Source organism: Nakamurella lactea DSM 19367 (assembly GCF_000426645.1).
GTDB lineage: Bacteria > Actinomycetota > Actinomycetes > Mycobacteriales > Nakamurellaceae > Nakamurella > Nakamurella lactea.
This window is the reverse complement of record NZ_AUFT01000006.1, coordinates 142,459-165,859: the sequence shown is the minus strand read 5'-3', so window position 1 is coordinate 165,859 and position 23,401 is coordinate 142,459. Positions and strand designations below refer to the sequence as shown.

The following is a 23,401-nucleotide window of genomic DNA, read 5'->3' as shown; positions in this document are numbered from 1 at the left end:
CCCACCCGTCGGGCCGGGCAGGGAGACTGTGACGGTGACCGACACACCGGCGGGCCTGCGGATCGCGCTGGTGTCGATGCACACCTCGCCGCTCGACAACCCCGGCTCCGGCGATGCCGGCGGGATGAACGTGTACCTGGAGGCGGTGTCCAGGCACCTGGTCGCCGAGGGGCTCGAGATCGACCTGCTGACCCGGCGCACCGCCCCCGACCAGCCCGATTCGGTGCTGTTACCCAGCGGCGCCCGGCTGCGCTACCTGGCGGCCGGGCCGCCGGACACCGTCCCGAAGTCTGCCCTGCGGCACTTCGTCGACGAGTTCTCGCAGAACGTGGCCGATCTCGGCCACTACGACGTGGTGCACTCGCATTACTGGCTCTCCGGGGTGGCCGGGCTGGCGGTCGCCGAGGCGAGCGGAGCCCCACATGTGTTGAACCTGCACACGGTCGCGGCGATGAAGAACGCCGCGCTGGCGCCGGGCGATGCCCCCGAGCCGCCGCTACGGCTGAACTGGGAACGGGATCTGGTGCGGGCCAGCGCGCTGATCGTCGCGGCCACCGCCGCGGAGGCCGACTCCATCCACCGCGACTACGGCGCCGCCGACGACCGGATCGCGGTGATCCCGCCCGGTGTCGACCGGGAGATCTTCCGGCCCGACGGTGCCGCGCCGAACTGGTCGTCCGAGCTGCCCGGGCTGGCCGACGGCGCACGCAGGGCCATCGAGCACGGCGGATATCTGATGATGGGCGCCAGGACCCAGCCGCTGAAGGGGCACGACCTGGCGGTCAGAGCGCTCGCCGCGCTGCCCGCCGATCGGCTGTTGGTGCTGGTCGGTGACGTCAGTCCGGGACAGGACGCTTTCCGGGCCGAACTCGACCGGCTCATCGGGCAGCTCGGTCTGGCCGATCGGGTGGTCTTCCTGCCGGCCCAACCGCGGAAGCGGCTGGCGGATCTGCTGCGCGGCGCCGCGCTGTTGCTGGGGCCTTCGCATTCGGAAACGTTCGGGCTGATCACCCTGGAGGCCGCGGCCTGCGGCACCCCGACCATCGCCTCCAAGGTCAACGGTCTGGCCGAGGCGGTCGGCGACGGCGTCTCCGGGGTGCTGGTGCCGAGCTTCGACCCGCAGGTCTGGGCCGCGGTGATCTCGGAGCTGCTGGCGGACCCGCAGCGGCTGGCCGCCCTGAGTGCTTCCGCGCAGCACTACGCTTCACGGTTCGACTGGGCCGCAGTGGCCGGGCGGCTGGCCGGCCATTACCGTCGGCTCGCCGCGTCGAGAGGTGAAAGATGAAGGCGGACAGTGTGTTCGGCGAGATCGTCGATCCCGATCATCCGATCTCGGTGCGCCACGTGTTGTTCGTGCACGCGCACCCGGACGACGAGACGCTGGCCACCGGCGGCTCGATCGCCCGGCTGGTGGACGACGGTGTGCGGGTCTCGGTGGTGACGGCGACCAGGGGGGAGCGCGGCGACATCGTGCCCGGTTCGCTGGCCGGCCGAGGAGAATCGGAGCTGGTGACGGTCCGGATGGGCGAGCTCGCTGCGGCGCTGGATGCGCTCGGAGTCGCCGATCACCAATGGCTCGGGACGCCGCCGGCCCGGCTGGCCGACGAGGCTCCCCGCCGCTATCTGGATTCCGGAATGCAGTGGGGCGCAGACGGTCTGGCAGCGCCCGCGGCCGACGTCCCGGAGGACGCATTGACCTCGGCCCCGCTCCGGGAGGCGACCGACGATCTGCTGGCGCTGATCCACCGGAGCCGGCCGGACCTGCTGGTGAGCTACGAGGCGACCGGCGGCTACGGGCATCCCGACCACGTCCGGGTGCACCGGATCGCCCGGGCCGCGGCCGCCGCCGCCGGCCTGCCGTTCGTGCAGGTAGTGCCGCCCGCCCTGGCCACCCCAGCGGACCCGGCGGTGGACGTCAGCCGGCAGCGGCCGGCGGTGCTGCGGGCGCTGCGCAGCTATCGCACCCAGCTCGAGCAGGTGCACGCCGATCACGTGGTCCACGTCGGTGGACAGCGCCAGGACCTGCTGCCGGTCGAGTACTTCCGGCTGGATCCGCCCGGCTCCTAGCGGCTCGGCGGAGCAGTCGTCGACGCCCCGGGGTGCGATGATCCGGTGGTGTTCATCGCAATCGCGGCCGGCCTCGCCGCCCTGGTGCACGTCTACATCTTCGTCATCGAGTCGCTGCGGTTCGTCACCCCGGCAACGATGAAGGCGTTCGGCATCCGCACCACCGCGGACGCCGAGACGATGCGGCCATGGGCCTTCAACCAGGGCTTCTACAACCTCTTCCTGGCGATCACGGCCGGCGTCGGCGTCGTCGTGTTGTTGGCCGCGACCGACGGCAGCAGCGGCGAGACGGTCGGCCGGACGCTGATCTGGACGGCCGCGGCATCGATGCTCGGCGCCGCCCTGGTGCTGGTCGGCAGCGACCGGACCAAGGCCCGAAGCGCCGCCGTGCAGGGGATCTTCCCGCTGCTGACGATCATCGCGCTGCTGGTCGGCTGACGATTCACCCCGCCGATTTGAATCGGAGGGGTCTGGTGAGGCATACTTTTCTGGTTGCCCTCATCGGGTAGCGGCTGCCTCCGGTCGGACCAGTTCCGAGCGGCAGTCGCAACGCGACCCCCATCGGGCCACCCGCAGCAGTAACTGTCTCACCGGGTGGTCGGCAAGGGCAGCCGACAGCAGCAACACCGAGCGCTCCGCAGCGAGCGCTGCCGGTCCGTGTGGACCTCCCGGCAGTCATCGGCCAGCAGTTCCGGCCAGGGAGGACGCATGAGTCGGTCGGGCGACACGCCCGACCGCGTGGACCGGTGAACCCGGGATTGATGAACAGCGGCAGCGGAACGTGCCTGGCACCAGCTCAGGGCGGACCACTGGAACGGCCCGATCATGGCCGTGCCCTGTTCGCCAACGCCCGGTGCAGGACAGGCGCAGTGCAGTGCAGGGACATCAGTGTCCGGCCACCGGCCGGCACACCGACAGACGACATGAAGGACGGCAAGCGTGGCGGGACAGAAGATCCGCATCAGGCTCAAGGCCTATGACCACGAAGCGATCGACGCCTCCGCGCGCAAGATCGTCGAGACTGTGACCCGGACCGGCGCCAGGGTCGTCGGCCCGGTCCCGTTGCCCACCGAGAAGAACGTGTACTGCGTGATCCGCTCGCCGCACAAGTACAAGGACTCGCGCGAGCACTTCGAGATGCGCACCCACAAGCGCCTGATCGACATCCTCGACCCGACGCCGAAGACGGTGGACGCGCTGATGCGCATCGACCTGCCGGCGTCCGTGGACGTCAACATCCAGTAGGGATTCCTTCGTACTCACGACCCCTCGAGTGCGAACGGACCGCTACGTCCGGTGCACGTCCAGAGGAGATGGGCTTTTCAACACCATGGCTAACACATTGAAGGGCATCCTGGGCCACAAGCTCGGGATGACGCAGGTCTTCGACGACGCGAACCGGGTCGTCCCGGTCACCGTCGTCGCCGCCGGCCCGGTCGTCGTCACCGCGGTCCGCACCGTCGAGACCGACGGTTACAGCGCTGTCCAGTTCGCGTTCGGCGCGATCGACCCGCGCAAGGTCACCAAGCCCGTTGCCGGGCACTACAACAAGGCCGGTCTGACGCCTCGTCGGCACCTGGTCGAGCTCCGCACCGAGGACGTCAGCGGCTACGAGGTGGGCCAGGAGCTCACCGCCGAGCAGGTCTTCGACGCCGGCGCCGAGGTCGACATCACCGGTACCTCCAAGGGCAAGGGCACCGCCGGTGTCATGAAGCGCCACGGATTCAAGGGCCTGTCGAGCGGTCACGGTGTGCACCGCAAGCACCGCGCTCCCGGCTCCATCGGTGGCTGCTCCACCCCCGGCCGGGTCTTCAAGGGCCTGCGGATGGCCGGACGGATGGGCAACGTCACCGTCACCACCCAGAGCCTCACTGTGCACGCGGTCGACGCCGACAAGGGTCTGCTGCTGATCAAGGGTGCCGTTCCCGGCCCCAAGGGCGGTCTCGTGATGATCAAGACCGCCGTCAAGAGCTCCGCTGCAGGCATTGCCGCGGGCGGGAAGGTTGACGCCTGATGACCACCGTCGATATCACCACCCCGGCCGGTAAGGCCGACGGCAGCGTCGAGCTGCCCGGCGAGATTTTCGACGTCCAGTCGAACGTCCCGCTGATGCACCAGGTGGTGGTGGCCCAGTTGGCCGCCGCTCGCCAGGGCACCCACAGCACCAAGACCCGCTCGCAGGTCAGCGGTGGCGGCGCCAAGCCGTACCGGCAGAAGGGCACCGGCCGGGCCCGTCAGGGCTCGACCCGTTCGCCGCAGTTCGTCGGCGGTGGCATCAGCCACGGACCGGTGCCGCACGGCTACAGCCAGCGCACCCCGAAGAAGATGAAAGCCGCCGCACTGCGTGGCGCGCTGTCCGATCGGGCCCGCTCCGGCAACGTGCACGTGCTGTCCTCACTGGTCGACGGCGACACCCCGTCCACCAAGACGGCGATCGCCGCCCTGGCGTCGGTTTCCACCGCGAAGAACATCCTGGTGGTCGTCGCCCGCGAGGACGAGGCCGGCTGGAAGTCGCTGCGCAATGCCGAGCAGGTGCACCTGATCAGCTCCGATCAGCTCAACACCTACGACGTGCTGGTCTCCGACGATGTGGTCTTCACCAAGACCGCGCTGGACGAGTTCCTGGCCTTCGCCAAGCCCGGCAAGTCGGTCGAGACCCCGGCCGAGGACGTTGCCGCCGAGCGCAAGCCGGCCGTCAGTGCCGCGAAGAAGAAGCAGGCCAAGCCGGCCAAGCTGGTCGAGGCTGTCGCGGATGCGGGCGAGGCCAAGGACTTCGGTCCGGACAGCCACGCACCGCTGGCCGACGGCAGCGAGCCGGACGGGTTCCCGATCAAGGGCAACGCCGACTCGATGCTGTACCACGTCCCCGGCAGCCGGTTCTACAACGCGACCGTCGCCGAGGTCTGGTTCCGCACCGCCGAGGCCGCCGAGGCCGCCGGCTTCCTGCTCCCGCCGAGCCAGCGCAAGGCCGACGACGAGGCTGCCGAGAACGCCGACGCAGAGACCACCGAGGAGTCCGACCAGTGACCGCCAACCCGCGCGACATCATCCTGCGGCCCGTTGTCTCGGAGAAGAGCTACGGACTGCTGGAGACCGGGCGCTACACCTTCGAGGTGCACCCGGCCGCGAACAAGACGCAGATCAAGATCGCCATCCAGCAGATCTTCGACGTCACCGTCATTTCGGTGAACACGATCAACCGACAGGGCAAGCGCAAGCGCACCCGCTTCGGCTACGGCCAGCGCAAGTCCTCCAAGCGCGCGATCGTCACGCTGTCGGCCGACAGCAAGCCGATCGAAATCTTCACGGGCGCCTGAGACCGGGTAAGGGAATAAGGCACAGACATGGGTATCCGTAAATACAAGCCGACCACCCCGGGTCGTCGCGGTTCTTCGGTGAGCGATTTCGCCGAGATCACCCGCGAGACCCCGGAGAAGTCGCTCATCGCGCCGGTCCACTCCAAGGGCGGCCGCAACGTCCACGGCCGGGTCACCGCCCGGCATCAGGGCGGCGGTCACAAGCGGGCGTACCGGATCATCGACTTCCGTCGGGCCGACAAGGACGGCGTGCCGGCCAAGGTCGCGCACATCGAATACGACCCGAATCGCACCGCGCGGATCGCGCTGCTGCACTTCGCGGACGGCGAGAAGCGCTACATCATCGCGCCGAACCGGCTGCGTCAGGGCGACCCGATCGAGACCGGCCCCGCGGCCGACATCAAGCCGGGCAACAACCTGCCGCTGCGCAACATCCCGGTCGGTACGGTGATCCACGCGATCGAGCTCCGCCCCGGCGGCGGCGCCAAGATCGCCCGCAGCGCCGGCGTCAAGGTGCAGCTGGTCGCCAAGGACGGTCCGTACGCCCAGCTGCGGATGCCGTCCGGCGAGATCCGCAACGTCGACGTGCGCTGCCGCGCCACCATCGGCGAGGTCGGCAACTCCGAGCACGCCAACATCAACTGGGGCAAGGCCGGCCGGATGCGCTGGAAGGGCAAGCGCCCGTCCGTCCGCGGTGTCGCGATGAACCCGGTCGATCACCCGCACGGCGGTGGTGAGGGCAAGACCTCCGGTGGCCGTCACCCGGTCAACCCTGGCGGCAAGCCCGAGGGCCGCACCCGCCGGCCGAACAAGGCGAGCGACAAGCTCATCGTCCGCCGTCGCCGTAAGGGCGGTAAGAAGCGATGACGAACAACACGTCGGCCAACCGGGCCGTCACCACCATCGAGAACTGAGCAGGAAGGAAGCCACAGATGCCACGCAGTCTGAAAAAGGGTCCGTTCATCGACGACCACCTGCTCAAGAAGGTGGATGTCGCCAACGACAAGGGTTCCAAGGCCGTCATCAAGACCTGGTCCCGCCGCTCGACGATCATCCCCGACATGCTCGGGCACACGATCGCCGTGCACGACGGTCGCAAGCACGTCCCGGTGTTCGTCACCGAGTCGATGGTCGGCCACAAGCTGGGGGAGTTCGCTCCCACCCGCACGTTCAAGGGCCACATCAAGGACGACCGTCGCGCCCGGCGCGTCTGATCGCACCGCCCGAGTCATTGCGAAACTGAGAGAAGAGCACACCCATGAATCCCAAGGCTGGCAACACAGCGGCAGCTGAGCTGCCGCGCGCCAGGGCTCAGGCGCGGCACGTGCGCATGACGCCGATGAAGGCGCGCCGGGTCATCGACCTGGTCCGCGGTCGTTCGGTCGCCGACGCGTTGGCGATCCTGAAGTTCTCCCCGCAGGCCGCCGCTGAGCCGGTTGCCAAGGTGATCGCCTCGGCGGCCGCCAACGCGGAGAACAACCAGGGCCTCAACCCGGAAGCGCTCGTCATCGAGACGGCGTACGCCGACGAGGGCGCCACCCTCAAGCGGTTCCAGCCGCGGGCCCAGGGCCGGGCGTTCCGGATCCGCAAGCGCACCTGCCACATCACCATCGAGGTTGTCGAAGTTGAGAACGCCGCAAGCGCGGCCCGTTCTCGTTCAGCTAGGTCCGGCCGTAACCGCGGTCAGTCGAGTGCGAAGGGGAGGACCCGCTAGTGGGTCAGAAGATCAACCCGCACGGGTTCCGTCTCGGTATCACCACCGACTGGAACTCCCGCTGGTATGCCGACAAGGCCTACGCCGAGTACGTGGCGGAGGATGTCGCGATCCGCAAGATCATGTCAACGGGCATGGATCGGGCCGGCATCGCGAACGTGGAGATCGAGCGCACCCGTGACCGGGTCAGGGTCGACATCCACACCGCCCGTCCGGGCATCGTCATCGGGCGCCGCGGCGCCGAGGCCGATCGCCTGCGCGGCCAGCTGGAGAAGCTGACCGGCAAGCAGGTCCAGCTGAACATCCTCGAGGTGCGCAACCCCGAGTCGAATGCCCAGCTGGTCGCCCAGGGCGTCGCCGAGCAGCTGTCCAACCGGGTGTCGTTCCGTCGCGCCATGCGCAAGTCGATGCAGTCGGCGCAGCGCAGCGGCGCGGTCAAGGGCATCCGGATCCAGTGCTCCGGTCGCCTCGGCGGCGCCGAGATGAGCCGCAGCGAGTTCTACCGCGAGGGCCGGGTGCCACTGCACACCCTGCGGGCGGACATCGACTACGGCTTCTTCGAGGCCAAGACCACCTTCGGCCGGATCGGCGTGAAGGTCTGGATCTACAAGGGCGACAAGTCCGGCACTCTCGCCGAGCAGAAGGCCGCCGAGGCGGCCGCTGCCCAGCGCGCCGGTGCCGGCGCGGGCGCCGGTGCCGGCCGCGGTCGCGACGATCGGCCGCGTCGTCGCGGCGGTGCCTCCGGCACCACCCCGACCTCGACGGACGCCGGTCGCGCCGCGGATCAGGCCCCGGCCGGGTCCGACGCCCCGGCCAGTACAGCAACGGAGGTCTGACGAACATGTTGATCCCCCGCAGGGTCAAGCACCGCAAGCAGCACCGGCCGCACCGTACCGGGATGGCCTCCGGCGGCACCCAGGTGACCTTCGGCGACTTCGGCATCCAGGCGCTGGAGCCGGCGTACGTCACCAACCGGCAGATCGAGTCCGCTCGTATCGCCATCAACCGGCACATCAAGCGTGGCGGCAAGGTCTGGATCAATGTGTTCCCGGACCGCCCGCTCACCAAGAAGCCCGCCGAGGTCCGGATGGGTTCCGGCAAGGGTTCGCCCGAGTGGTGGGTTGCCAACATCAAGCCCGGCCGGGTCATCTTTGAGATGAGCTACCCGACCGAGGCCATCGCCCGCGAGGCACTGCGCCGTGCGATCCACAAGTTGCCGATGAAGTGCCGCATCGTGACCCGTGAGGGTGGTGAGAACTGATGGCCAAGAAGTCCGAGGAAAAGAGCGCGGCGAAGGATGCCGCGAAGACAACGCCGAAGCACGACACCAAGTCGGCGGCCGACGAGCTGCGCGAGCTGGGCAGCGAGGAGTTGGCTGCCAGGCTGTCGGAGGCCAAGGAGGAGCTGTTCAACCTCCGGTTCCAGATGGCCACCGGCCAGATGGACAACAACCGTCGGCTGCGCACCGTGCGGCACGATATCGCCCGGGTCTACACCGTGATGCGCGAGCGCGAGCTCGGGCTGTCGGTGGGTCCGGATCAGTTCCCCGGTGAGGAAGGTGCCGCATGAGCACACCCGAGAACGACAGCGTTCCCACGGTCGAGACCGTGACTGACGCCGACAAGCGCGGCGAGCGCAAGGTCCGCGAGGGCTACGTCGTCTCCGACAAGATGTCGAAGACGATCGTGGTCGAGCTCGAGGACCGGGTCAAGCACCCGCGCTACGCCAAGGTCATCCGTCGCACCAGCAAGGTGAAGGTGCACGACGAGCAGGAGATCGCCGGCATCGGCGACCGCGTCCGGCTCGCCGAGACCCGGCCGCTGTCCGCCACCAAGCGTTGGCGGCTGGTCGAGGTCCTGGAGAAGGCCAAGTAAGCAGTTCACCGGCGACCTCGATCGCCGGGCAGCAGCCCCCGAAGCCCCTGCGGCCTCGGGGGTTGCTGCGTCCGGAGGTTATTCGGCGCGGAACCGGTGGTGTCCGTCCTACCCTGTCGGGCATGGACGAGTGGAACCCTGACGCGTTGCCGACCGGTGAGCCTGAGAACGAACGATCAGCGCTCAGTGTGCGTGCGAACGAATCGTCGGCGCTGCTGGCCTCCGATGCCGAACGCGAGCGGGTGGCGAACCTGCTCGGCGAGGCCGCCGGCGAGGGTCGGCTGACGTTGGCCGAGTTCAGTGACCGGGCCGGGCGGGCCTACGCCAGCCGGACCCGCGGCGAACTGGAGCCGCTGCTGGCCGATCTCCCGGCCGGGATCGGGTCGGTTGCCCCGACGACGGTTCCGGCGGTCCGGCTGCCGGTCGTCGGCAACGCCGTCGCGGTCCAGCAGGTCACCCCGATCGGTGCGATCAAGCGCAGCGGCCGCTGGCGGCTGGACCGCGACACCTCGCTGAAGGTCACCGTCGGGCCGGTGAAGCTCGACCTGCGCGGCGCCGAGATCGCGGCCCAAGACGTCAACCTGCACGTCGAGACCGTGCTCGGTGCCGTGAAGGTGTGGATCCCGACCGGTGTTCGGGTGCTGGTCGACGGCACCACCTCGGTCGGCACCAGGACGATCGAGGAGGACACCCCGCGCGGACCCGGTCCGGTGCTGCGGCTGCACATCGACACCGCGATCGGCTCGGTCAAGGTGTACCGGGTCTGACGATCCCGCCCCGGTCCCGATCGGGGTCCGCAGAGCCGATCAGCCAACATCCCAGCGCGATGACGGCCGCCACTTCGAAGCCGGCGATGCCGCGTTCCACCACCCCGAGCGGGATCAATTGCCACCAGGCACCGCCGCTGACCGCCGCCACCACAATCGCGCCGAGCAGCACGGACAGGCAGCACAGGGCGCCGACGGCCAGGGCTGACGCCGCCCTGGCGGCCGTCGAGTTCCGCCGCCACCCGGCGGCGAGCAGCACCCCGACCGGGAGCGCGACGAAGGCGATGAGGCTGGCCACCCGATGGGTCGTCCCGGTGCCGCTCGGGCCGACCGCCCAGTTGTGTTTCGGGAAGGCCACGATGCCGAGCAGACCGATCCCCCAGAGCGTCAACAGGATCGACCCCGGGGAGATGGGTCGGACCAGACGCCGCCGGACCAGCCCGATCAACAGCGCGGCCGAGCCGGCGGCCAGCGCCACAATGGCGGTGTTGAATGCCCAGCTGCCGGGGGAGTAGACGTACTCAGAGATCGTCTGCAGGCGCATCGGCTTACCGCGCAGCGGCCGACCACCGATCACCAGGTCGAGGGTCAGGACGGCGACGGCAGCCAGAACTCCGCCGGCGACTCCCGCCCAGCCGAGTACCTTCGTCAGCCCGCACACGGGCGGATGTCCGGCGGCACCGACGTGGTCAGTGGCCTGGCGGATGTCCGTCATCGCTTCACATTACGGAGTCGGTGGTGTGCTCGAGCGCGTCGAGGACGAAGTCCCAACCCTGCCGGTAGGCGTCGACCGGTTCGGCCGAGGTCCAGGGACCGGTGTGCAGCAGGTCGATCCGGGTGCCGTCACCATCAGGGGTAAAGGTCACCGCGACGCGTTCGCTCTCACCCTCGGCGCCGTCCTCGATCCAGATCCAGCTGAACACCAGCCGTTGCGGCGGCGTCAGCTCGAGGAAGACGCCGCGGACGCCGATGCCGTGGTCGGCCGCGTCGATCCGGTAGCTGCCGCCAACCGTCGCGTCGACCTGATAACGGGTGTCGGGCCAGGTGTGCCACCACCAGGTAGCCAGCCCGTCCTCGGTGGTCCAGGCTCGCCAGAGCTGCTCGGCGGTGGCGTTGAAGGTCCGGGTCATGGTCAGCTGAATCGGGTTCACGACGTCTCCAGATGGTCGGCGAGGGCATCGAACTGGTTGCTCCAGAACGACTTTCGGGTGAGTAGCCAGTCGGCCAGTTGGTCAAGACCGGCAGGGCGCAGGACATGGCTGACGGTCCGCCCGGTCTTCGACGACTCGATCAGGCTGGCCCGGCGCAGCAGGTCCAGGTGCTTGTGCAGAGCCGGGAGCCCGATGTCCAGCAACTCGGCCAGTTCGCTGCTGGTGGCGCTACCGGCACCCAGTCGGCTGATGATCTGCCGCCGGCCGCGATGCGCCAACGCCGTCGCTGCGCCGTCCAGCCCGTCGTCATACTTCACCATTTGGCGAAGTATTGCCGATGTGCCGCCCGTTGGCAAGCGGGGCTGGACCGGTCGGTCCTGCGCCTACGCTGAGCCGGTGTCCGGATCCCCGTTGCCGCAACGATTCGGACTGGACGCCGCCCGGATCCGGATGCCGGCCGAAGGCCCGTGGGCGACCCTGCGCGAGCACCTGCACGATCGACTGAGCAGGGTCGACGACGAGCGGATCGACGACGTGCTGCGATCCGGCGGCTACGTCGATGACGACGGTGTCCCGCTCGGTCTGGACGCCCCGTTCGTCGCCGGGCAGCGGATCTGGTTCCATCGCGACCTGCCGGACGAGCCGCAGGTGCCGTTCGAGATCGGCATCCTGCACGCCGACGAGCGGATCGTGGTGGTCGACAAGCCGCACTTCCTGGCCACCATCCCGCGCGGGCAGCACATCCGGCAGACCGTGTTGGTGAAGGTCCGTGAACAACTCGGGCTGCCGGAGTTGGCGCCGGCGCATCGGCTGGACCGGGCCACTGCCGGTGTGCTGATGTTCACCACCGGTCGCAGGTGGCGCGGCAGCTACCAGAATGTGTTCCGGGATCGGCTGGCGCACAAGACCTATCTGGCACTGGCGCCGATCCGCGACGACCTGGTGCTGCCCGTCGTGGTGCGCAGCAACATCGTCAAGGAGCGTGGTGTCATCCAGGCCCACCAGCGGGTCGACCTGCCGCCGAACTCGGAATCGCTGGTGGAGCTGATCGAGCCGGTGCCAGCGATCGGGTCGCAAGCCGGGCCGGCGCTGGGCCTCTACCGGATCACCCCGCACACCGGTCGCACCCACCAGATCCGCCTGCACCTGTTGTTGCTCGGGATCCCGATCGTGAACGACCAGCTCTATCCCGAACTCACCGACACCGGCCGGGACGACTTCTCCACGCCGCTGCAGCTGCTGGCCGAGTCGCTGAGCTTCACCGACCCGATCGACGGCACCGACCGCCGGTTCGTCTCGAGGCGCCGGCTGGATTCAGCACACGAACGACCAGGACGCCGCACCGGGCAGTAGTGGCTCCGCCACGATTTGGGGATCGGGCTCCGGACTGCGTAGACTCGGTATTCGGCCACCCGTGCGCGAGCACAGGTGCGCCATCTGGTCTGGCGGGGTCGGAAATCCCGTCAGGACACTGTTGGTCTTTCTCTCCACCTGCACGGGATGCGGGGATCGGTTCGCCCGATACCGCCGGCCCACGGCACATGCCACAGGCAAGAGCGAAAAGGCGGGTCCGGCGTTGCGTCGGATGCCCGTACTTCCTCTTGTCTTTTCGCGTGTCGGCACAAGGTAGGGGCGTCGGACGGGGCAGAACCAGCGGAAACAAGGACAAGGAACGACTGCTGTGATTCAGCAAGAGTCGCGTCTCCGGGTCGCCGACAACACCGGCGCCAAGGAGATCCTGTGTATCCGCGTGCTCGGTGGCTCAGGCCGCCGGTATGCGGGCATCGGCGACAAGATCGTCGCCACCGTCAAGGACGCCATCCCGGGCGCCGGGGTGAAGAAGGGTGACGTCGTCAAGGCCGTCATCGTCCGCACCGTCAAGGAGCGTCGTCGTCCGGACGGTTCGTACATCCGCTTCGACGAGAACGCCGCGGTCCTGATCAAGGACGACGGCGATCCGCGCGGCACCCGCATCTTCGGGCCGGTCGGTCGCGAGCTCAGGGACAAGCGCTACATGAAGATCATTTCGCTCGCACCGGAGGTGCTGTGATGGGTATGAAGGTTCGCAAGGGCGACACCGTTCTGGTCATCGCCGGCAAGGACAAGGGCGCCAAGGGCAAGGTCATCCAGGCCTACCCGGAGACCGAGCGGGTGCTGGTCGAGGGCGTCAACCGGATCAAGAAGCACACCAAGGTGTCGACCACCCAGCGTGGCGCGAAGTCCGGCGGCATCGTCACCCAGGAAGCGTCGATCCACATCTCCAACGTGATGGTCGTGGACGGCGACAACAAGGCGACCCGCGTCGGCAAGCGCACCGATGACGAAGGGCGTCGCGTCCGCGTGTCGCGTCGTTCCGGCAAGGACCTGTGATGACGACCGTAGAAAACTCAGCGACGACGAGTCCGCGGCTGAAGACCCGCTACGCCGACGAGATCAAGCCGGCGATGCTCGAGCAGTTCAACTACCCGAACGTCATGCAGATCCCCGGTCTGGTCAAGATCGTGGTCAACATGGGTGTCGGCGAGGCTGCCCGCGACGCCAAGCTGATCGAGGGCGCTGTCCGCGATCTGGCCACCATCACCGGTCAGAAGCCGGAGGTGAAGAAGGCCCGCAAGTCCATCGCCCAGTTCAAACTGCGCGAGGGCATGCCGATCGGCGCCAAGGTCACCCTGCGCAACGACCGGATGTGGGAGTTCCTGGACCGGCTGCTGACCATCGCGCTGCCGCGTATCCGTGACTTCCGTGGTCTGTCGGCCAAGCAGTTCGACGGCAACGGCAACTACACCTTCGGATTGAACGAGCAGTCGATGTTCCACGAGATCGACATCGACAAGATCGATCGCCCGCGGGGCATGGACATCACCGTGGTCACCACGGCGACCACCGACGACGAGGGCCGGGCGCTGCTGAAGCTCCTGGGCTTCCCCTTCAAGGAGAACTGAGCCGATGGCGAAGACCGCTCTGATCAACAAGTCCAAGCGCAAGCCGAAGTTCAAGGTGCGCGGCTACACCCGATGCAATCGCTGCGGCCGCCCGCATTCGGTGTACCGCAAGTTCGGCCTGTGCCGGATCTGTCTGCGCGAGATGGCACACGCCGGCGAGTTGCCCGGCGTCACCAAGTCGTCCTGGTAGTCCACATCCGAGGTTCGCGGGTCCCAGTGCGGTTGTCGGTCGCCGATAACCATGACAGCACCCGCGAACACCCCCACTGATTCGTCACAGGCCCGGAAACACTCCGGGAACCAGGCGAGAAAGGCACCATCTGCCATGACCATGACCGATCCGATCGCGGACTTCCTGACCCGCATCAGGAACGCGAACTCGGCGTACCACGACGAGGTCGTGATGCCCTTCTCGAAGCTGAAGGGACACATCGCCGACATCCTCGTCAAAGAGGGCTACATCGCGAACTGGACCACCGCCGACGCCACCGTCGGCAAGTCCCTCGTGGTGAACCTGAAGTACGGCCCGAACCGTGAGCGTTCCATCGCCGGCGTCCGTCGGGTGTCCAAGCCGGGTCTGCGCGTCTATGCGCGGTCCACGGATCTGCCCAAGGTGCTCGGCGGTCTCGGTATCGCCATCATCTCCACCTCCACCGGCCTGCTGACCGACCGTCAGGCCGCCCGACAGAAGGTGGGCGGGGAAGTCCTCGCCTACGTCTGGTAATCGAAGGACCATCACACATGTCGCGAATCGGAAAACAGCCGATCCCCGTCCCATCAGGGGTCGACGTGAACATCGACGGCTCGCACGTGACAGTCAAGGGCCCCAAGGGTTCTCTGCAGCTCACCGTCGTCGAGCCCATCAGCGTGTCCAAGGATGACGGCGTGCTGTCCGTCACCCGGCCGGACGACGAGCGCGAGTCCCGTGCCCGGCACGGCCTGACCCGCAGCCTGGTCAACAACATGGTCGTCGGCGTCACCGAGGGATACAGCAAGGCCCTCGAGATCGTCGGCGTCGGTTACCGCGTGCAGGCCAAGGGTCGCGACCTGGAGTTCGCGCTCGGCTACTCGCACCCGGTTCCGGTGGTGGCCCCCGAGGGCATCACCTTCGTCGTCGAGTCCCCGATCAAGTTCCGCGTCGAGGGCATCGACAAGCAGTTGGTCGGCGAGGTCGCCGCCAACATCCGCAAGCTGCGCAAGCCCGACCCGTACAAGGGCAAGGGCGTGCGGTACGCCGGCGAAATCGTCCGCCGCAAGGTCGGAAAGACGGGTAAGTAATGGCTGCCAATATCTCCCAGAAGCGTGCGGTTGCCCGCACCCGCCGCCACTTCCGGCTGCGCAAGAAGGTCGTCGGCTCCGCCGAGCGTCCCCGTCTGGTCGTCACCCGGTCCTCGCGCCACATCGGCGTGCAGGTCGTGGACGACTCGGTCGGCCGCACCCTGGCTGCCGCCTCCACCCTGGAGGCGGACTTCCGCGCCGGTGACGGCGACAAGACCGCCAAGGCCCGCAAGGTCGGCGAACTGATCGCCGAGCGCGCCAAGGCCGCCGGTGTCGACGCCGTCGTCTTCGATCGCTCAGGCGACAAGTACCACGGCCGGATCGCGGCCCTGGCCGATGGCGCCCGCGGCGCCGGGCTGGAGTTCTGATGAACATCTCCAGCAAGCAGAACGTCAACAAGATCGAGAGGGACATCTGATGCCCGGACCCGAACGGCGTACCAACGACCGGGGTAACGAGCGCACCGGCGGCGACCGTGGCGGCGAGCGGCGCGGCCGCGGCGGCCGCGATCAGCGGCGCGACGCCGCGCCCGAGAAGAATCCGTTCCTCGAGCGCATCGTGACCACCAACCGGGTGTCCAAGGTCGTCCAGGGTGGTCGTCGGTTCTCCTTCACCGCTCTGGTGGTCGTCGGCGACGGCGACGGCAAGGTCGGCGTCGGCTACGGCAAGGCCAAGGAAATCCCGGCCGCCATCGCCAAGGGCGTCGAAGAGGCCAAGAAGCACATGTTCTCGGTGCCCCGCATCGCCGGCACCATTCCGCACGCGATCCAGGGCGAGGCCGCTGCCGGCGTCGTGCTGCTCCGTCCGGCCAGCCCCGGTACCGGCGTCATCGCCGGTGGCCCGGTGCGTGCCGTGCTGGAGTGTGCCGGGATCAAGGACATCCTCAGCAAGTCGCTGGGGTCGGACAACCCGATCAACATCGTGCACGCCACCGTTGCGGCCCTCAAGGGCCTGCAGCGCCCGGAAGAGGTCGCGGCCCGCCGCGGCCTCCCGATCGAGGACGTCGCGCCGGCAGCCATGCTGCGGGCGCGCGCCGGCCAGGGAGTCTGAGATGGCCCAACTGAAGGTGACCCAGATCCGGTCCACCATCGGCAACAAGAAGGGCGCCCGCGACTCGGTGCGTTCGCTTGGCCTGAAGCGGATGCACCAGTCCGTCGTGGTCGAGGACAACCCGGTGAACCGCGGATACCTCAAGACCGCCACGCATCTGCTGTCGGTCGAGACGATCGACGGCAGCGAAGCAGGCGCAGTCGGCGCCACGAGTGCGAAGAAGGACTGACGAACAATGACCATCAAGGTTCATCACCTTCGACCGGCGCCCGGGGCCAAGACGGCCAAGACCCGGGTCGGCCGCGGCGAGGGTTCCAAGGGCAAGACCGCCGGGCGCGGTACCAAGGGCACCGGCGCACGCAAGAACGTGCCGGCCAGCTTCGAGGGCGGCCAGCTGCCGCTGCACATGCGGCTGCCGAAGCTCAAGGGCTTCCGTAACGCGTTCCGCACCAGCTACCAGGTGGTCAACGTCGGCCAGCTCGCCACCCTGTTCCCGCAGGGTGGAGCCGTCGGCGTCGACGAACTCGTCGGAGCGGGCGCGGTCCGCAAGGGCGAGCTGGTCAAGGTTCTCGGCGACGGCGACGTCGCAGGGGTGAAGCTCGACGTGACCGCGCACAAGTTCTCCGGAACGGCCGGCGAGAAGCTGGCCGCCGCCGGGGGCAGCGCGACCACCCTGTAAGGCACCGTCGCGCGCATCCCCCGGGCACGGTCGGCTCTGTCGACCAGGCCAGGGGGATGTGTGCGTTAGGCTCAATTCTCGGTGCGCGCGAACGCCGCACTATGTTGGACACCGCACCATGTCAGGTACATCTCGCCGCAAGCTTCAATGGGCGCCGCCGGGCCACCTCCGTCTTCGGTACGGTCCGGTCCCGGCGGGTGGCGGCACCACCAGGAGGAACGTTGCTTTCAGCATTCGTCTCGGCGATGAAGACGCCGGATCTTCGCAAGAAGATCCTCTTCACGCTGGGCCTGGTCGCCATCTACCGGCTCGGAGCCACCGTCCCGAGCCCCGGGGTCGACTACAAGGCGGTCAACTACTGCCGCGAGGCCACCGGCGGCCAGAGCAATGATCTGCTCAGCCTGCTGAACCTGTTCTCCGGCGGGGCGCTGCTGCACATCTCGGTGTTCGCGCTGGGCATCATGCCCTACATCACCGCATCGATCATCATCCAGTTGCTGGGTGTCGTCATCCCGCGGTTCGAGCAGTTGAAGAAGCAGGGCCAGGCCGGTCAGGCCAAGCTCACCCAGTACACCCGTTACCTGACGATCGGTCTCGGCGTGCTGCAGTCCACCGCGTACATCGCGATGGCGCGCAGCGGCACGCTGTTCGCGGGCTGTGACCGGGCCGATCAGATCGTCGATCAGAGCGGCTTCTCGCTGGTGGTGATGGTGCTGGTGATGACCGCCGGCACCGCGGCCATCATGTGGATGGGTGAGCTGATCACCGATCGCGGCATCGGCAACGGCATGTCCATCCTGATCTTCACCTCGATCGCCGCCCGGATCGTCCCCGAGGGACAGAACATCCTGGCTACCCAGGGCGGCGTCGTCTTCGGGGTGATCCTGGTGCTGGCGCTGGCGATCATCGTCACCGTGGTGTTCGTCGAGCAGGCCCAGCGCCGGATCCCGGTGCAGTACGCCAAGCGGATGGTCGGCCGCAAGATGTACGGCGGCACCTCGACCTACCTGCCGCTCAAGGTCAACCAGGCCGGCGTCATCCCGGTCATCTTCGCCACCTCGCTGCTGTACATCCCGAACCTGATCATGCAGTTGGTCGGCACTCAGCTGGACGACACCGGCGCGGTCACCGGCGGCGGTTGGCAGCAGTGGGTCAGCTTCTACATCGTCGACCAGGGCAGCTGGGTGCACATCATCGTGTACTTCGCCCTGATCATCTTCTTCACCTACTTCTACGTCGGCATCACCTTCAACCCGACCGAACGGGCCGACGATCTGAAGAAGTACGGCGGCTTCATCCCCGGTATCCGCCCGGGCCGCCCGACCGCCGAGTATCTCCAGTTCGTGCTGAGCCGGATCACCTTCCCCGGCTCGATCTACCTGGGCATCGTGGCCATCCTGCCGAACTTCTTCCTCACCATCACCGGCGACGGCAACAACCAGAACTTCCCGTTCGGCGGCGTGTCGGTGCTGATCATGGTCGGCGTCGGGCTCGACACGATGAAGCAGATCGAGTCGCAGCTGATGCAGCGTAACTACGAAGGGTTCTTGCGGTGACGGCCGGCGCGGCGATGCGGATGATGATCATCGGTCCGCAGGGCGCGGGCAAGGGCACGCAGGCGACCCGGCTCACCGCAGAACTGGGCATCCCGCACGTCTCGACCGGCGACCTGTTCCGGGCGAACATCACCGACGGCACCGAGCTCGGCACGTTGGCCAAGAGCTACATGGACGCCGGGCAACTGGTGCCCGACGAGGTCACCCAGCGGATGGTCGCCGACCGGTTGTCCCAGCCGGACGCGGCGAAGGGATTCCTGCTCGACGGGTTCCCCCGGAACACCCAGCAGGCCGACTGGCTGTCGGGTGAGCTGGCCCATCACCACACCCCGATCCACCGGGTCATCCTGCTGACCGCCCCCGACGACGTGCTGATCGAGCGGATGCTGGATCGCGGGCGGGCCGACGACACGGTCGAGGCGATTCGCCGCCGGCTGGACATCTTCCACGCGGAGACCCTGCCGCTGGTCGAGTACTACGGCGAGAAAGTCGTGAAGATCGACGGCTACGGCACTGTCGACGAGGTTCACGACCGGATCATCAAGGCATTGGGCCTCAACGGCTCCGAGAGTCCAGGGAACGCCGCCCGTACCGATGGCTGACGGCATCCAACTCAAGACCCGCGGCGAGCTCCAGGCCATGCGGGCCAGCGGGCTGGTGTTGGCCAGGGCACTGGATGCGGTCCGCGCGCAGATCGCCCCGGGGGTCACGACCGCGCAACTCGACGACGTGGTCGCCGCGGTCATCGCCGAGGCCGGCGCGACGCCGAACTTCAAGGGTTACCACGGGTATCCGGCGACCATCTGCACCTCGGTGAACGACGAGGTGGTGCATGGCATCCCGTCCGCCCGGGTGCTGGCCGACGGCGACCTGCTCAGCGTGGACGCCGGCTGCATCCTGGACGGCTGGCACTCCGACTCCGCGTTCTCCGTGCACGTCGGCGCGCCGTCCGACGAGTCGGAGACCGCCGCCGCCGAGGTCGACATGATCAACGCGGCCTGGCGTTCCCTGTGGGCCGGGGTCGCGGCCGCCAAGGCCGGCGGCAGGCTGGGCGACGTCTCGTTCGCCATCGAGCAGTCGGTCAACAAATCCGGGGCTGACGACGGTCGCCGGTACGGCTCCGTCAGCGGCTACGGCGGGCATGGCATCGGCACCGAGATGCACATGGATCCGTTCGTCGCCAACCAGGGCAAGCGGGGCCGCGGAGCGAAGCTGGTGCCGGGCATGGCGTTGGCCATCGAACCGATGCTCACGCTGGGCCGGCCGGCCACCAAGGAACTGGACGACGGCTGGACCGTGGTCACCAGGGACGGGGCGCGGGCGGCGCACGTCGAGCACTCGATCGCCATCACCTCGGACGGCGTCTCGGTGCTCACGGCGCCGGATCGCGGTGCCGCGGAGCTGGCGGCGTTCGACATCGAACCGGTGGATCTCGACGGATGACGCTGCGCCCCACCCCGAGCCGTCGGGTGCCGTCGCCGAACGGCGCTGACCGGTTGCTCGCCGCGCGGTCATGCCTGCGCGTCGATGCGCGTCCCCTCGTCAACCGCCCCGGAAGGATTCTGTCGTGACCAAGGTTGCCGTCATCGGTGCCGCCTATTCGGCGAACAAGGGCGCCGCCTCGATGATGCAGTCGCTGCTGGACAATCTGCCCGCCCGGGTCGACGGGGTGCGGATCGTCGCCGTTTCCACCCATGCCGGCGCCGACCGGCGGGCCTATGCGGCCGCCGGTCTGGACGTGCCCGTGGTGTCCCAGGCGCCGGTCGAGATGGGTCTGGCGCACGTTCCGCTGGCGCTGGTCGCCGGGCTGTTGCGCCGGCTGAAGCTGCCGTACACCTGGCTGCTGCGGCCGGCCGGTCTGCGGGCCCTGCACGATGCCGATCTGGTGGCCGATCTGTCCGGCATCTCGTTCGTCGACGGCCGGCGGTTCGTGGTGATCGTCTACAACGCGTTGGTGGTCTGGGTGCCGATGCTGCTGGGCACGCCGGTGGTCAAGTGCTCACAGGCGATGGGTCCGTTCAAGACCCGGGTCAACCGGTTGCTGGCGGGCTTCACCCTCAAGCGGCTGGCCCGGGTGTGCCCGCGCGGCTCGGTGACCGAGTCGTACGTGCGATCGCTGGGGTTGAAGAACGTGACGCCGGCCGGTGACATGGCCTTCACCATGCAGGTACCGGACGACGTCCGGGAGGCCGCCCGCAAGGATCTGGCCGCCAGGGGCGACGGTCCCTACCTGACCCTGTCGCCCAGCCAGGTGGTCGCCACCTACTGCGAGGGCAAGGACATCCCGTACCCGCAGATCATGGCCGACTTCATCGATCGGGTCGGCGAGGCCACCGGACTGCGGGTGGTGATGATCGCCCACTCCGCCCAGGCGAACAAGGGCGTCGGGCACATGAACGATCTGCCGTTGTGCCGGGACATCGCCGCACTGGTGCGCAACCCCGGCAACCTGACCTTCTTCGATGACGAACTGATGCCGACCACGCTGCGCGCGATCATCGGTGAGTCGGAGGCGATCGTCGCCTCCCGCTTCCACGCGATGATCTCCGCACTCACCGAGAAGGTGCCGCCGCTGGTGATCGGCTGGTCGCACAAGTACGGCGAGGTGCTCGCACCGTTCGAGCTGGCCGAGTCGGCCATCACCTACGACGAACTTGTCGATGCCGACACCATCGTCGCCCGGACCGTGCAGGTGCTGGCCGATCGGGACGCGGTGATCGAGCGGATCGAGCAGAACCTGCCGGCCGCGCAGGCGGCTTCGATGACGAATTTCGACGTGCTCAGCGACGAGCTCGCGCGCGCGGGACAGCCCGCGCATCGGTAACAGGAACCAGGCGCCCGCGTGCATCGCGGACGTCCGGTCGAGACGGGGACGATAATGATCAAACGCCTGATCCGGCTGGCGAAGCAGCTACTGGCCGTGACCTGGATCCGTCGGGTCTACGAGGGCACCACCCGCGGGCTGCTCGAGGTCGGGGCGGCGAACCGGGTGACGGCAACACTGTTCTCGATTCCGGGACTGCTCACCTTCAACCGTGAACAGTTCGCCGTGCTGCGCGGCCGCCGCGACTACTACCGCAACCTGCAGCGGGCCCGCCAGACCCATGTCGAACTGCGCCGCAACGTGCACCGCCTGGAGAAGGGCATGTCCATGCGGCCCCGCCGGCCGGTGTTCGCCAAGGACTACATCGACGAGACGATCGAGTTCTACCAGAGTGCGGTACGGCTGGCCGCCACCACCAGCGGCTCCGGGATCGACAACGACGAGCTGGCCTGGGCACACGGCGTGCTCTCCCACTACTTCGAGATCGTCGACAACGCCGATCCGGTGGTGGCCAAGGCGGCCAAGCGATTTGCCGCCGCGCCGCACATCGTCGCCAACGGCGATTCCGGCGGTGCGGTCCATCCGTTCGCCCGCCGCGACGGCGCGGTCAGCGAGGTCGGCTACGACGGTCTGCTCCAGTTGGCGATGCAGCGCCGGTCGGTGCGCTGGTTCCAGGACAAGCCGGTGCCAAGGGACTTGATCGACAAGGCGCTGTTGGTCGGCCGCCAGTCACCCACGGCCTGCAACAGGCTGCCGTACGAGTACCTGGTGTTCGACGACCCCGAGATGGTCAAGCAGGTCGCCTCGATCCCGAGCGGGTCCGGGGGCTACTACCACCAGATCCCGACCGTGGTCGTGGTCAAGGGCAATCTCGACTCGTACTTCTCGCCGCGGGACCGGCACGTCATCTACATCGACGCCGCGTTGTCCGCGATGGGCTTCATGTATGCGCTGGAGACCCTGGGGTTGGCCTCCAGCGTCATCAACTGGCCGGACTTCGAACCACTCGAGATGACGATGGCCGGCAAGCTCGGTCTCGGTCCGGCCGAGCGGGTGATCATGTTGATCGCCATCGGCTATCCCGATCCGGACGGCATCATCCCGTCGTCGACCAAGAAGTCGCTGGACGTGCTGCGCCGGTTCAACGAGTTGCCCCAGAAGTGACCGAGCAGCCCGACGCGGAGGCGCTGGACATGCCGCCGGCGGCTTCGCCCGATGCGCCGGTGGGCGGCACCGGCCGCGGTGGCCGCCGGCGCAAACTCGCAGCGTTGTCCGTAGTGGTCGGCACGGTGCTGGCGCTGGCCTGCCTGTGGTTCGTCGGGGCCCAGTTCGCCCGGGACTGGAATCGGTCGAAGGAGCTGCTGGCGAACGCGCGCTGGGCCTGGTTGATCCTGGCCGTGCCGCTGGCGCTGACCGGGATGACGATGCTCGGCATGGTCTGGCGCTCGGTGCTGGCGGCGCTGGGCACCACCGTCCGCCGCCGTCAGCTGTTCGTCTGGTACCAGATCGGCATGCTGGGCAAGTACATCCCTGGCGGGATCGTCCAGGTGGTGGGACGCGCCGAGCTTGCCACCCGCGGCGGCGTGCCCAGGTCCACCGCCTACAACAGCGTTGCCCTGTCGATGGGAGCGACCTACATCTGCGGGGCACTGGTGTCGGCCATCCTGTTGCCGTTCGCGCTGGCCGACCGCGGCTCCGTCGGCTCGATCTGGTGGATCCTGCTGGTGATCCCGATCGGCCTCGCCGCCCTGCACCCGAAGGTCCTCGGCCTGCTGTTCCGGTTGGCGGAGAAGGCGTTCGGCGGCGCCGACGACCGGCAGGTGCCGAGTTGGGGAGCCTCTGTCGTGCTGGTCGCCCGGCACGCACCCGGTTGGTTGGTGAACGGCCTCGCCTGCTGGGTCTGCGCCCTGGCGTTCGCCCCGTCGGCCCCGATCGGCACGGTGGTCTTCGCCGGCATCATCTCCTGGGTCGGCGGCTTCCTGGTGATCTTCGTACCCAGTGGCGCCGGTGTGCGGGAGGCGATGTTCGTGGCACTGGCCGCCCCGGTGATCGGCGGTCCCGCCGCGGCCGCGACCGCGATCGTGTCCCGGCTGGTCTTCGTGCTCGGTGACGTTCTGGGCGCCCTGCTGGCGGTGCTGGTCCGGCAACTGACCAGGCGTCCGCCGCCGCTGGCGCCCTGACC

The 23,401-nt window shown here is 68.3% G+C and carries 35 protein-coding genes; 32 read left to right on the top strand and 3 right to left on the bottom strand.

The annotated features are described in order from the left end of the window. Window positions 1-34 precede the first annotated feature (34 nt). From K340_RS0106525 to K340_RS33960, 15 genes are all read left to right on the top strand, one after another. On the top strand, window positions 35-1,285 hold the full coding sequence (locus K340_RS0106525; RefSeq protein ID WP_029136129.1) for a glycosyltransferase: 1,251 nt from the start codon (window positions 35-37) through the stop codon (window positions 1,283-1,285). Then, window positions 1,282-2,067, top strand: a complete 786-nt coding sequence (locus K340_RS27945; protein ID WP_051265288.1) for a PIG-L deacetylase family protein — start codon at window positions 1,282-1,284, stop codon at window positions 2,065-2,067. The genes K340_RS0106525 and K340_RS27945 overlap by 4 nt, the downstream gene beginning before the upstream one ends. Window positions 2,068-2,112: 45 nt before the next feature. Then, window positions 2,113-2,505: a DUF1304 domain-containing protein gene (locus tag K340_RS0106515; protein ID WP_051265286.1), complete on the top strand. Its 393-nt coding sequence runs from the start codon at window positions 2,113-2,115 to the stop codon at window positions 2,503-2,505. A gap of 501 nt (window positions 2,506-3,006) precedes the next feature. Then, complete coding sequence (gene rpsJ, locus K340_RS0106510) at window positions 3,007-3,312, top strand: 30S ribosomal protein S10 (protein ID WP_003938093.1); 306 nt, start codon at window positions 3,007-3,009, stop codon at window positions 3,310-3,312. Between the two features lie 85 nt (window positions 3,313-3,397). Beyond that, entirely contained in the window at window positions 3,398-4,081 is a 684-nt protein-coding gene (gene rplC / locus K340_RS0106505) for a 50S ribosomal protein L3 (protein ID WP_029136127.1), read from the top strand. Next, entirely contained in the window at window positions 4,081-5,094 is a 1,014-nt protein-coding gene (rplD, locus tag K340_RS0106500; RefSeq protein ID WP_051265284.1) for a 50S ribosomal protein L4, sunset domain variant, read from the top strand. The genes rplC and rplD overlap by 1 nt, the downstream gene beginning before the upstream one ends. Continuing rightward, entirely contained in the window at window positions 5,091-5,384 is a 294-nt protein-coding gene (rplW, locus tag K340_RS0106495) for a 50S ribosomal protein L23 (RefSeq protein ID WP_029136125.1), read from the top strand. Before rplD ends, rplW begins: the two co-directional genes overlap by 4 nt. A gap of 27 nt (window positions 5,385-5,411) precedes the next feature. Continuing rightward, window positions 5,412-6,251, top strand: a complete 840-nt coding sequence (gene rplB, locus K340_RS0106490; RefSeq protein ID WP_029136124.1) for a 50S ribosomal protein L2 — start codon at window positions 5,412-5,414, stop codon at window positions 6,249-6,251. 65 nt (window positions 6,252-6,316) lie between these two features. Continuing rightward, the gene (gene rpsS, locus K340_RS0106485; RefSeq protein ID WP_029136123.1) at window positions 6,317-6,598 is read left to right on the top strand and encodes a 30S ribosomal protein S19; all 282 of its coding nucleotides are present in this window, start codon (window positions 6,317-6,319) and stop codon (window positions 6,596-6,598) included. A gap of 44 nt (window positions 6,599-6,642) precedes the next feature. Further along, the gene (gene rplV, locus K340_RS0106480) at window positions 6,643-7,098 is read left to right on the top strand and encodes a 50S ribosomal protein L22 (protein WP_037363067.1); all 456 of its coding nucleotides are present in this window, start codon (window positions 6,643-6,645) and stop codon (window positions 7,096-7,098) included. Continuing rightward, window positions 7,098-7,934: a 30S ribosomal protein S3 gene (gene rpsC, locus K340_RS0106475; protein ID WP_029136121.1), complete on the top strand. Its 837-nt coding sequence runs from the start codon at window positions 7,098-7,100 to the stop codon at window positions 7,932-7,934. Before rplV ends, rpsC begins: the two co-directional genes overlap by 1 nt. A 5-nt stretch (window positions 7,935-7,939) precedes the next feature. Next, window positions 7,940-8,359, top strand: a complete 420-nt coding sequence (gene rplP, locus K340_RS0106470) for a 50S ribosomal protein L16 (protein ID WP_029136120.1) — start codon at window positions 7,940-7,942, stop codon at window positions 8,357-8,359. After that, window positions 8,359-8,667, top strand: coding sequence for a 50S ribosomal protein L29 (rpmC, locus tag K340_RS0106465; protein WP_084614114.1), 309 nt, complete (start codon window positions 8,359-8,361; stop codon window positions 8,665-8,667). Before rplP ends, rpmC begins: the two co-directional genes overlap by 1 nt. Further along, window positions 8,664-8,972, top strand: coding sequence for a 30S ribosomal protein S17 (gene rpsQ / locus K340_RS0106460; RefSeq protein WP_037363064.1), 309 nt, complete (start codon window positions 8,664-8,666; stop codon window positions 8,970-8,972). Before rpmC ends, rpsQ begins: the two co-directional genes overlap by 4 nt. A gap of 122 nt (window positions 8,973-9,094) precedes the next feature. Beyond that, window positions 9,095-9,739, top strand: coding sequence for a DUF1707 SHOCT-like domain-containing protein (locus K340_RS33960; protein WP_051265282.1), 645 nt, complete (start codon window positions 9,095-9,097; stop codon window positions 9,737-9,739). Here K340_RS33960 and K340_RS27935 read toward each other — a convergent pair. Genes K340_RS27935 through K340_RS0106440 form a run of 3 tightly spaced genes read right to left on the bottom strand, consistent with a single transcriptional unit; the run spans window position 9,720 to window position 11,210 of the window. Beyond that, on the bottom strand, window positions 9,720-10,454 hold the full coding sequence (locus tag K340_RS27935; RefSeq protein ID WP_211229295.1) for a DUF998 domain-containing protein: 735 nt from the start codon (window positions 10,452-10,454) through the stop codon (window positions 9,720-9,722). The two genes, K340_RS33960 and K340_RS27935, sit on opposite strands and share 20 nt — an antisense overlap. 4 nt (window positions 10,455-10,458) lie before the next feature. Next, on the bottom strand, window positions 10,459-10,890 hold the full coding sequence (locus K340_RS0106445; protein ID WP_029136117.1) for an SRPBCC family protein: 432 nt from the start codon (window positions 10,888-10,890) through the stop codon (window positions 10,459-10,461). Then, window positions 10,887-11,210: an ArsR/SmtB family transcription factor gene (locus K340_RS0106440; protein WP_029136116.1), complete on the bottom strand. Its 324-nt coding sequence runs from the start codon at window positions 11,208-11,210 to the stop codon at window positions 10,887-10,889. The genes K340_RS0106445 and K340_RS0106440 overlap by 4 nt, the downstream gene beginning before the upstream one ends. A 76-nt stretch (window positions 11,211-11,286) precedes the next feature. Here K340_RS0106440 and K340_RS0106435 point away from each other — a divergent pair, with 76 nt between their 5' ends. From K340_RS0106435 to K340_RS0106355, 17 genes are all read left to right on the top strand, one after another. Beyond that, window positions 11,287-12,243, top strand: a complete 957-nt coding sequence (locus K340_RS0106435; RefSeq protein WP_029136115.1) for a pseudouridine synthase — start codon at window positions 11,287-11,289, stop codon at window positions 12,241-12,243. A gap of 328 nt (window positions 12,244-12,571) precedes the next feature. Further along, the gene (rplN, locus tag K340_RS0106430; protein WP_029136114.1) at window positions 12,572-12,940 is read left to right on the top strand and encodes a 50S ribosomal protein L14; all 369 of its coding nucleotides are present in this window, start codon (window positions 12,572-12,574) and stop codon (window positions 12,938-12,940) included. Window positions 12,941-12,945: 5 nt separating this feature from the next. Next, entirely contained in the window at window positions 12,946-13,260 is a 315-nt protein-coding gene (gene rplX, locus K340_RS0106425; RefSeq protein ID WP_029136113.1) for a 50S ribosomal protein L24, read from the top strand. Continuing rightward, window positions 13,260-13,832, top strand: coding sequence for a 50S ribosomal protein L5 (gene rplE / locus K340_RS0106420; protein ID WP_029136112.1), 573 nt, complete (start codon window positions 13,260-13,262; stop codon window positions 13,830-13,832). The genes rplX and rplE overlap by 1 nt, the downstream gene beginning before the upstream one ends. Window positions 13,833-13,836: 4 nt before the next feature. Further along, a complete protein-coding gene (locus K340_RS0106415) occupies window positions 13,837-14,022 on the top strand; it encodes a type Z 30S ribosomal protein S14 (protein ID WP_029136111.1) in 186 nt (61 codons plus the stop codon). 135 nt (window positions 14,023-14,157) lie between these two features. Continuing rightward, complete coding sequence (gene rpsH, locus K340_RS0106410; RefSeq protein WP_029136110.1) at window positions 14,158-14,556, top strand: 30S ribosomal protein S8; 399 nt, start codon at window positions 14,158-14,160, stop codon at window positions 14,554-14,556. Window positions 14,557-14,573: 17 nt separating this feature from the next. Next, the gene (rplF, locus tag K340_RS0106405; protein WP_029136109.1) at window positions 14,574-15,110 is read left to right on the top strand and encodes a 50S ribosomal protein L6; all 537 of its coding nucleotides are present in this window, start codon (window positions 14,574-14,576) and stop codon (window positions 15,108-15,110) included. Further along, the gene (gene rplR, locus K340_RS0106400; protein WP_029136108.1) at window positions 15,110-15,478 is read left to right on the top strand and encodes a 50S ribosomal protein L18; all 369 of its coding nucleotides are present in this window, start codon (window positions 15,110-15,112) and stop codon (window positions 15,476-15,478) included. Before rplF ends, rplR begins: the two co-directional genes overlap by 1 nt. 49 nt (window positions 15,479-15,527) lie before the next feature. Beyond that, window positions 15,528-16,160 (top strand): 30S ribosomal protein S5, encoded by a 633-nt coding sequence (gene rpsE / locus K340_RS0106395; protein WP_029136107.1) that lies wholly within the window; start codon window positions 15,528-15,530, stop codon window positions 16,158-16,160. A gap of 1 nt (window position 16,161) precedes the next feature. Beyond that, window positions 16,162-16,389, top strand: coding sequence for a 50S ribosomal protein L30 (gene rpmD, locus K340_RS0106390; protein WP_029136106.1), 228 nt, complete (start codon window positions 16,162-16,164; stop codon window positions 16,387-16,389). A gap of 6 nt (window positions 16,390-16,395) precedes the next feature. Beyond that, complete coding sequence (rplO, locus tag K340_RS0106385) at window positions 16,396-16,839, top strand: 50S ribosomal protein L15 (RefSeq protein WP_029136105.1); 444 nt, start codon at window positions 16,396-16,398, stop codon at window positions 16,837-16,839. 221 nt (window positions 16,840-17,060) lie between these two features. Further along, the gene (gene secY, locus K340_RS0106380) at window positions 17,061-18,395 is read left to right on the top strand and encodes a preprotein translocase subunit SecY (protein ID WP_029136104.1); all 1,335 of its coding nucleotides are present in this window, start codon (window positions 17,061-17,063) and stop codon (window positions 18,393-18,395) included. A gap of 14 nt (window positions 18,396-18,409) precedes the next feature. Beyond that, window positions 18,410-18,997 (top strand): adenylate kinase, encoded by a 588-nt coding sequence (locus K340_RS27930; protein WP_051265410.1) that lies wholly within the window; start codon window positions 18,410-18,412, stop codon window positions 18,995-18,997. Further along, on the top strand, window positions 18,990-19,838 hold the full coding sequence (gene map / locus K340_RS0106370; RefSeq protein WP_029136103.1) for a type I methionyl aminopeptidase: 849 nt from the start codon (window positions 18,990-18,992) through the stop codon (window positions 19,836-19,838). Before K340_RS27930 ends, map begins: the two co-directional genes overlap by 8 nt. 124 nt (window positions 19,839-19,962) lie before the next feature. Then, the gene (locus K340_RS0106365) at window positions 19,963-21,219 is read left to right on the top strand and encodes a polysaccharide pyruvyl transferase family protein (protein WP_029136102.1); all 1,257 of its coding nucleotides are present in this window, start codon (window positions 19,963-19,965) and stop codon (window positions 21,217-21,219) included. Between the two features lie 54 nt (window positions 21,220-21,273). Then, a complete protein-coding gene (locus K340_RS0106360; protein WP_029136101.1) occupies window positions 21,274-22,383 on the top strand; it encodes a nitroreductase family protein in 1,110 nt (369 codons plus the stop codon). After that, window positions 22,380-23,399: a lysylphosphatidylglycerol synthase transmembrane domain-containing protein gene (locus tag K340_RS0106355; protein ID WP_029136100.1), complete on the top strand. Its 1,020-nt coding sequence runs from the start codon at window positions 22,380-22,382 to the stop codon at window positions 23,397-23,399. Before K340_RS0106360 ends, K340_RS0106355 begins: the two co-directional genes overlap by 4 nt. Window positions 23,400-23,401: the final 2 nt, after the last annotated feature.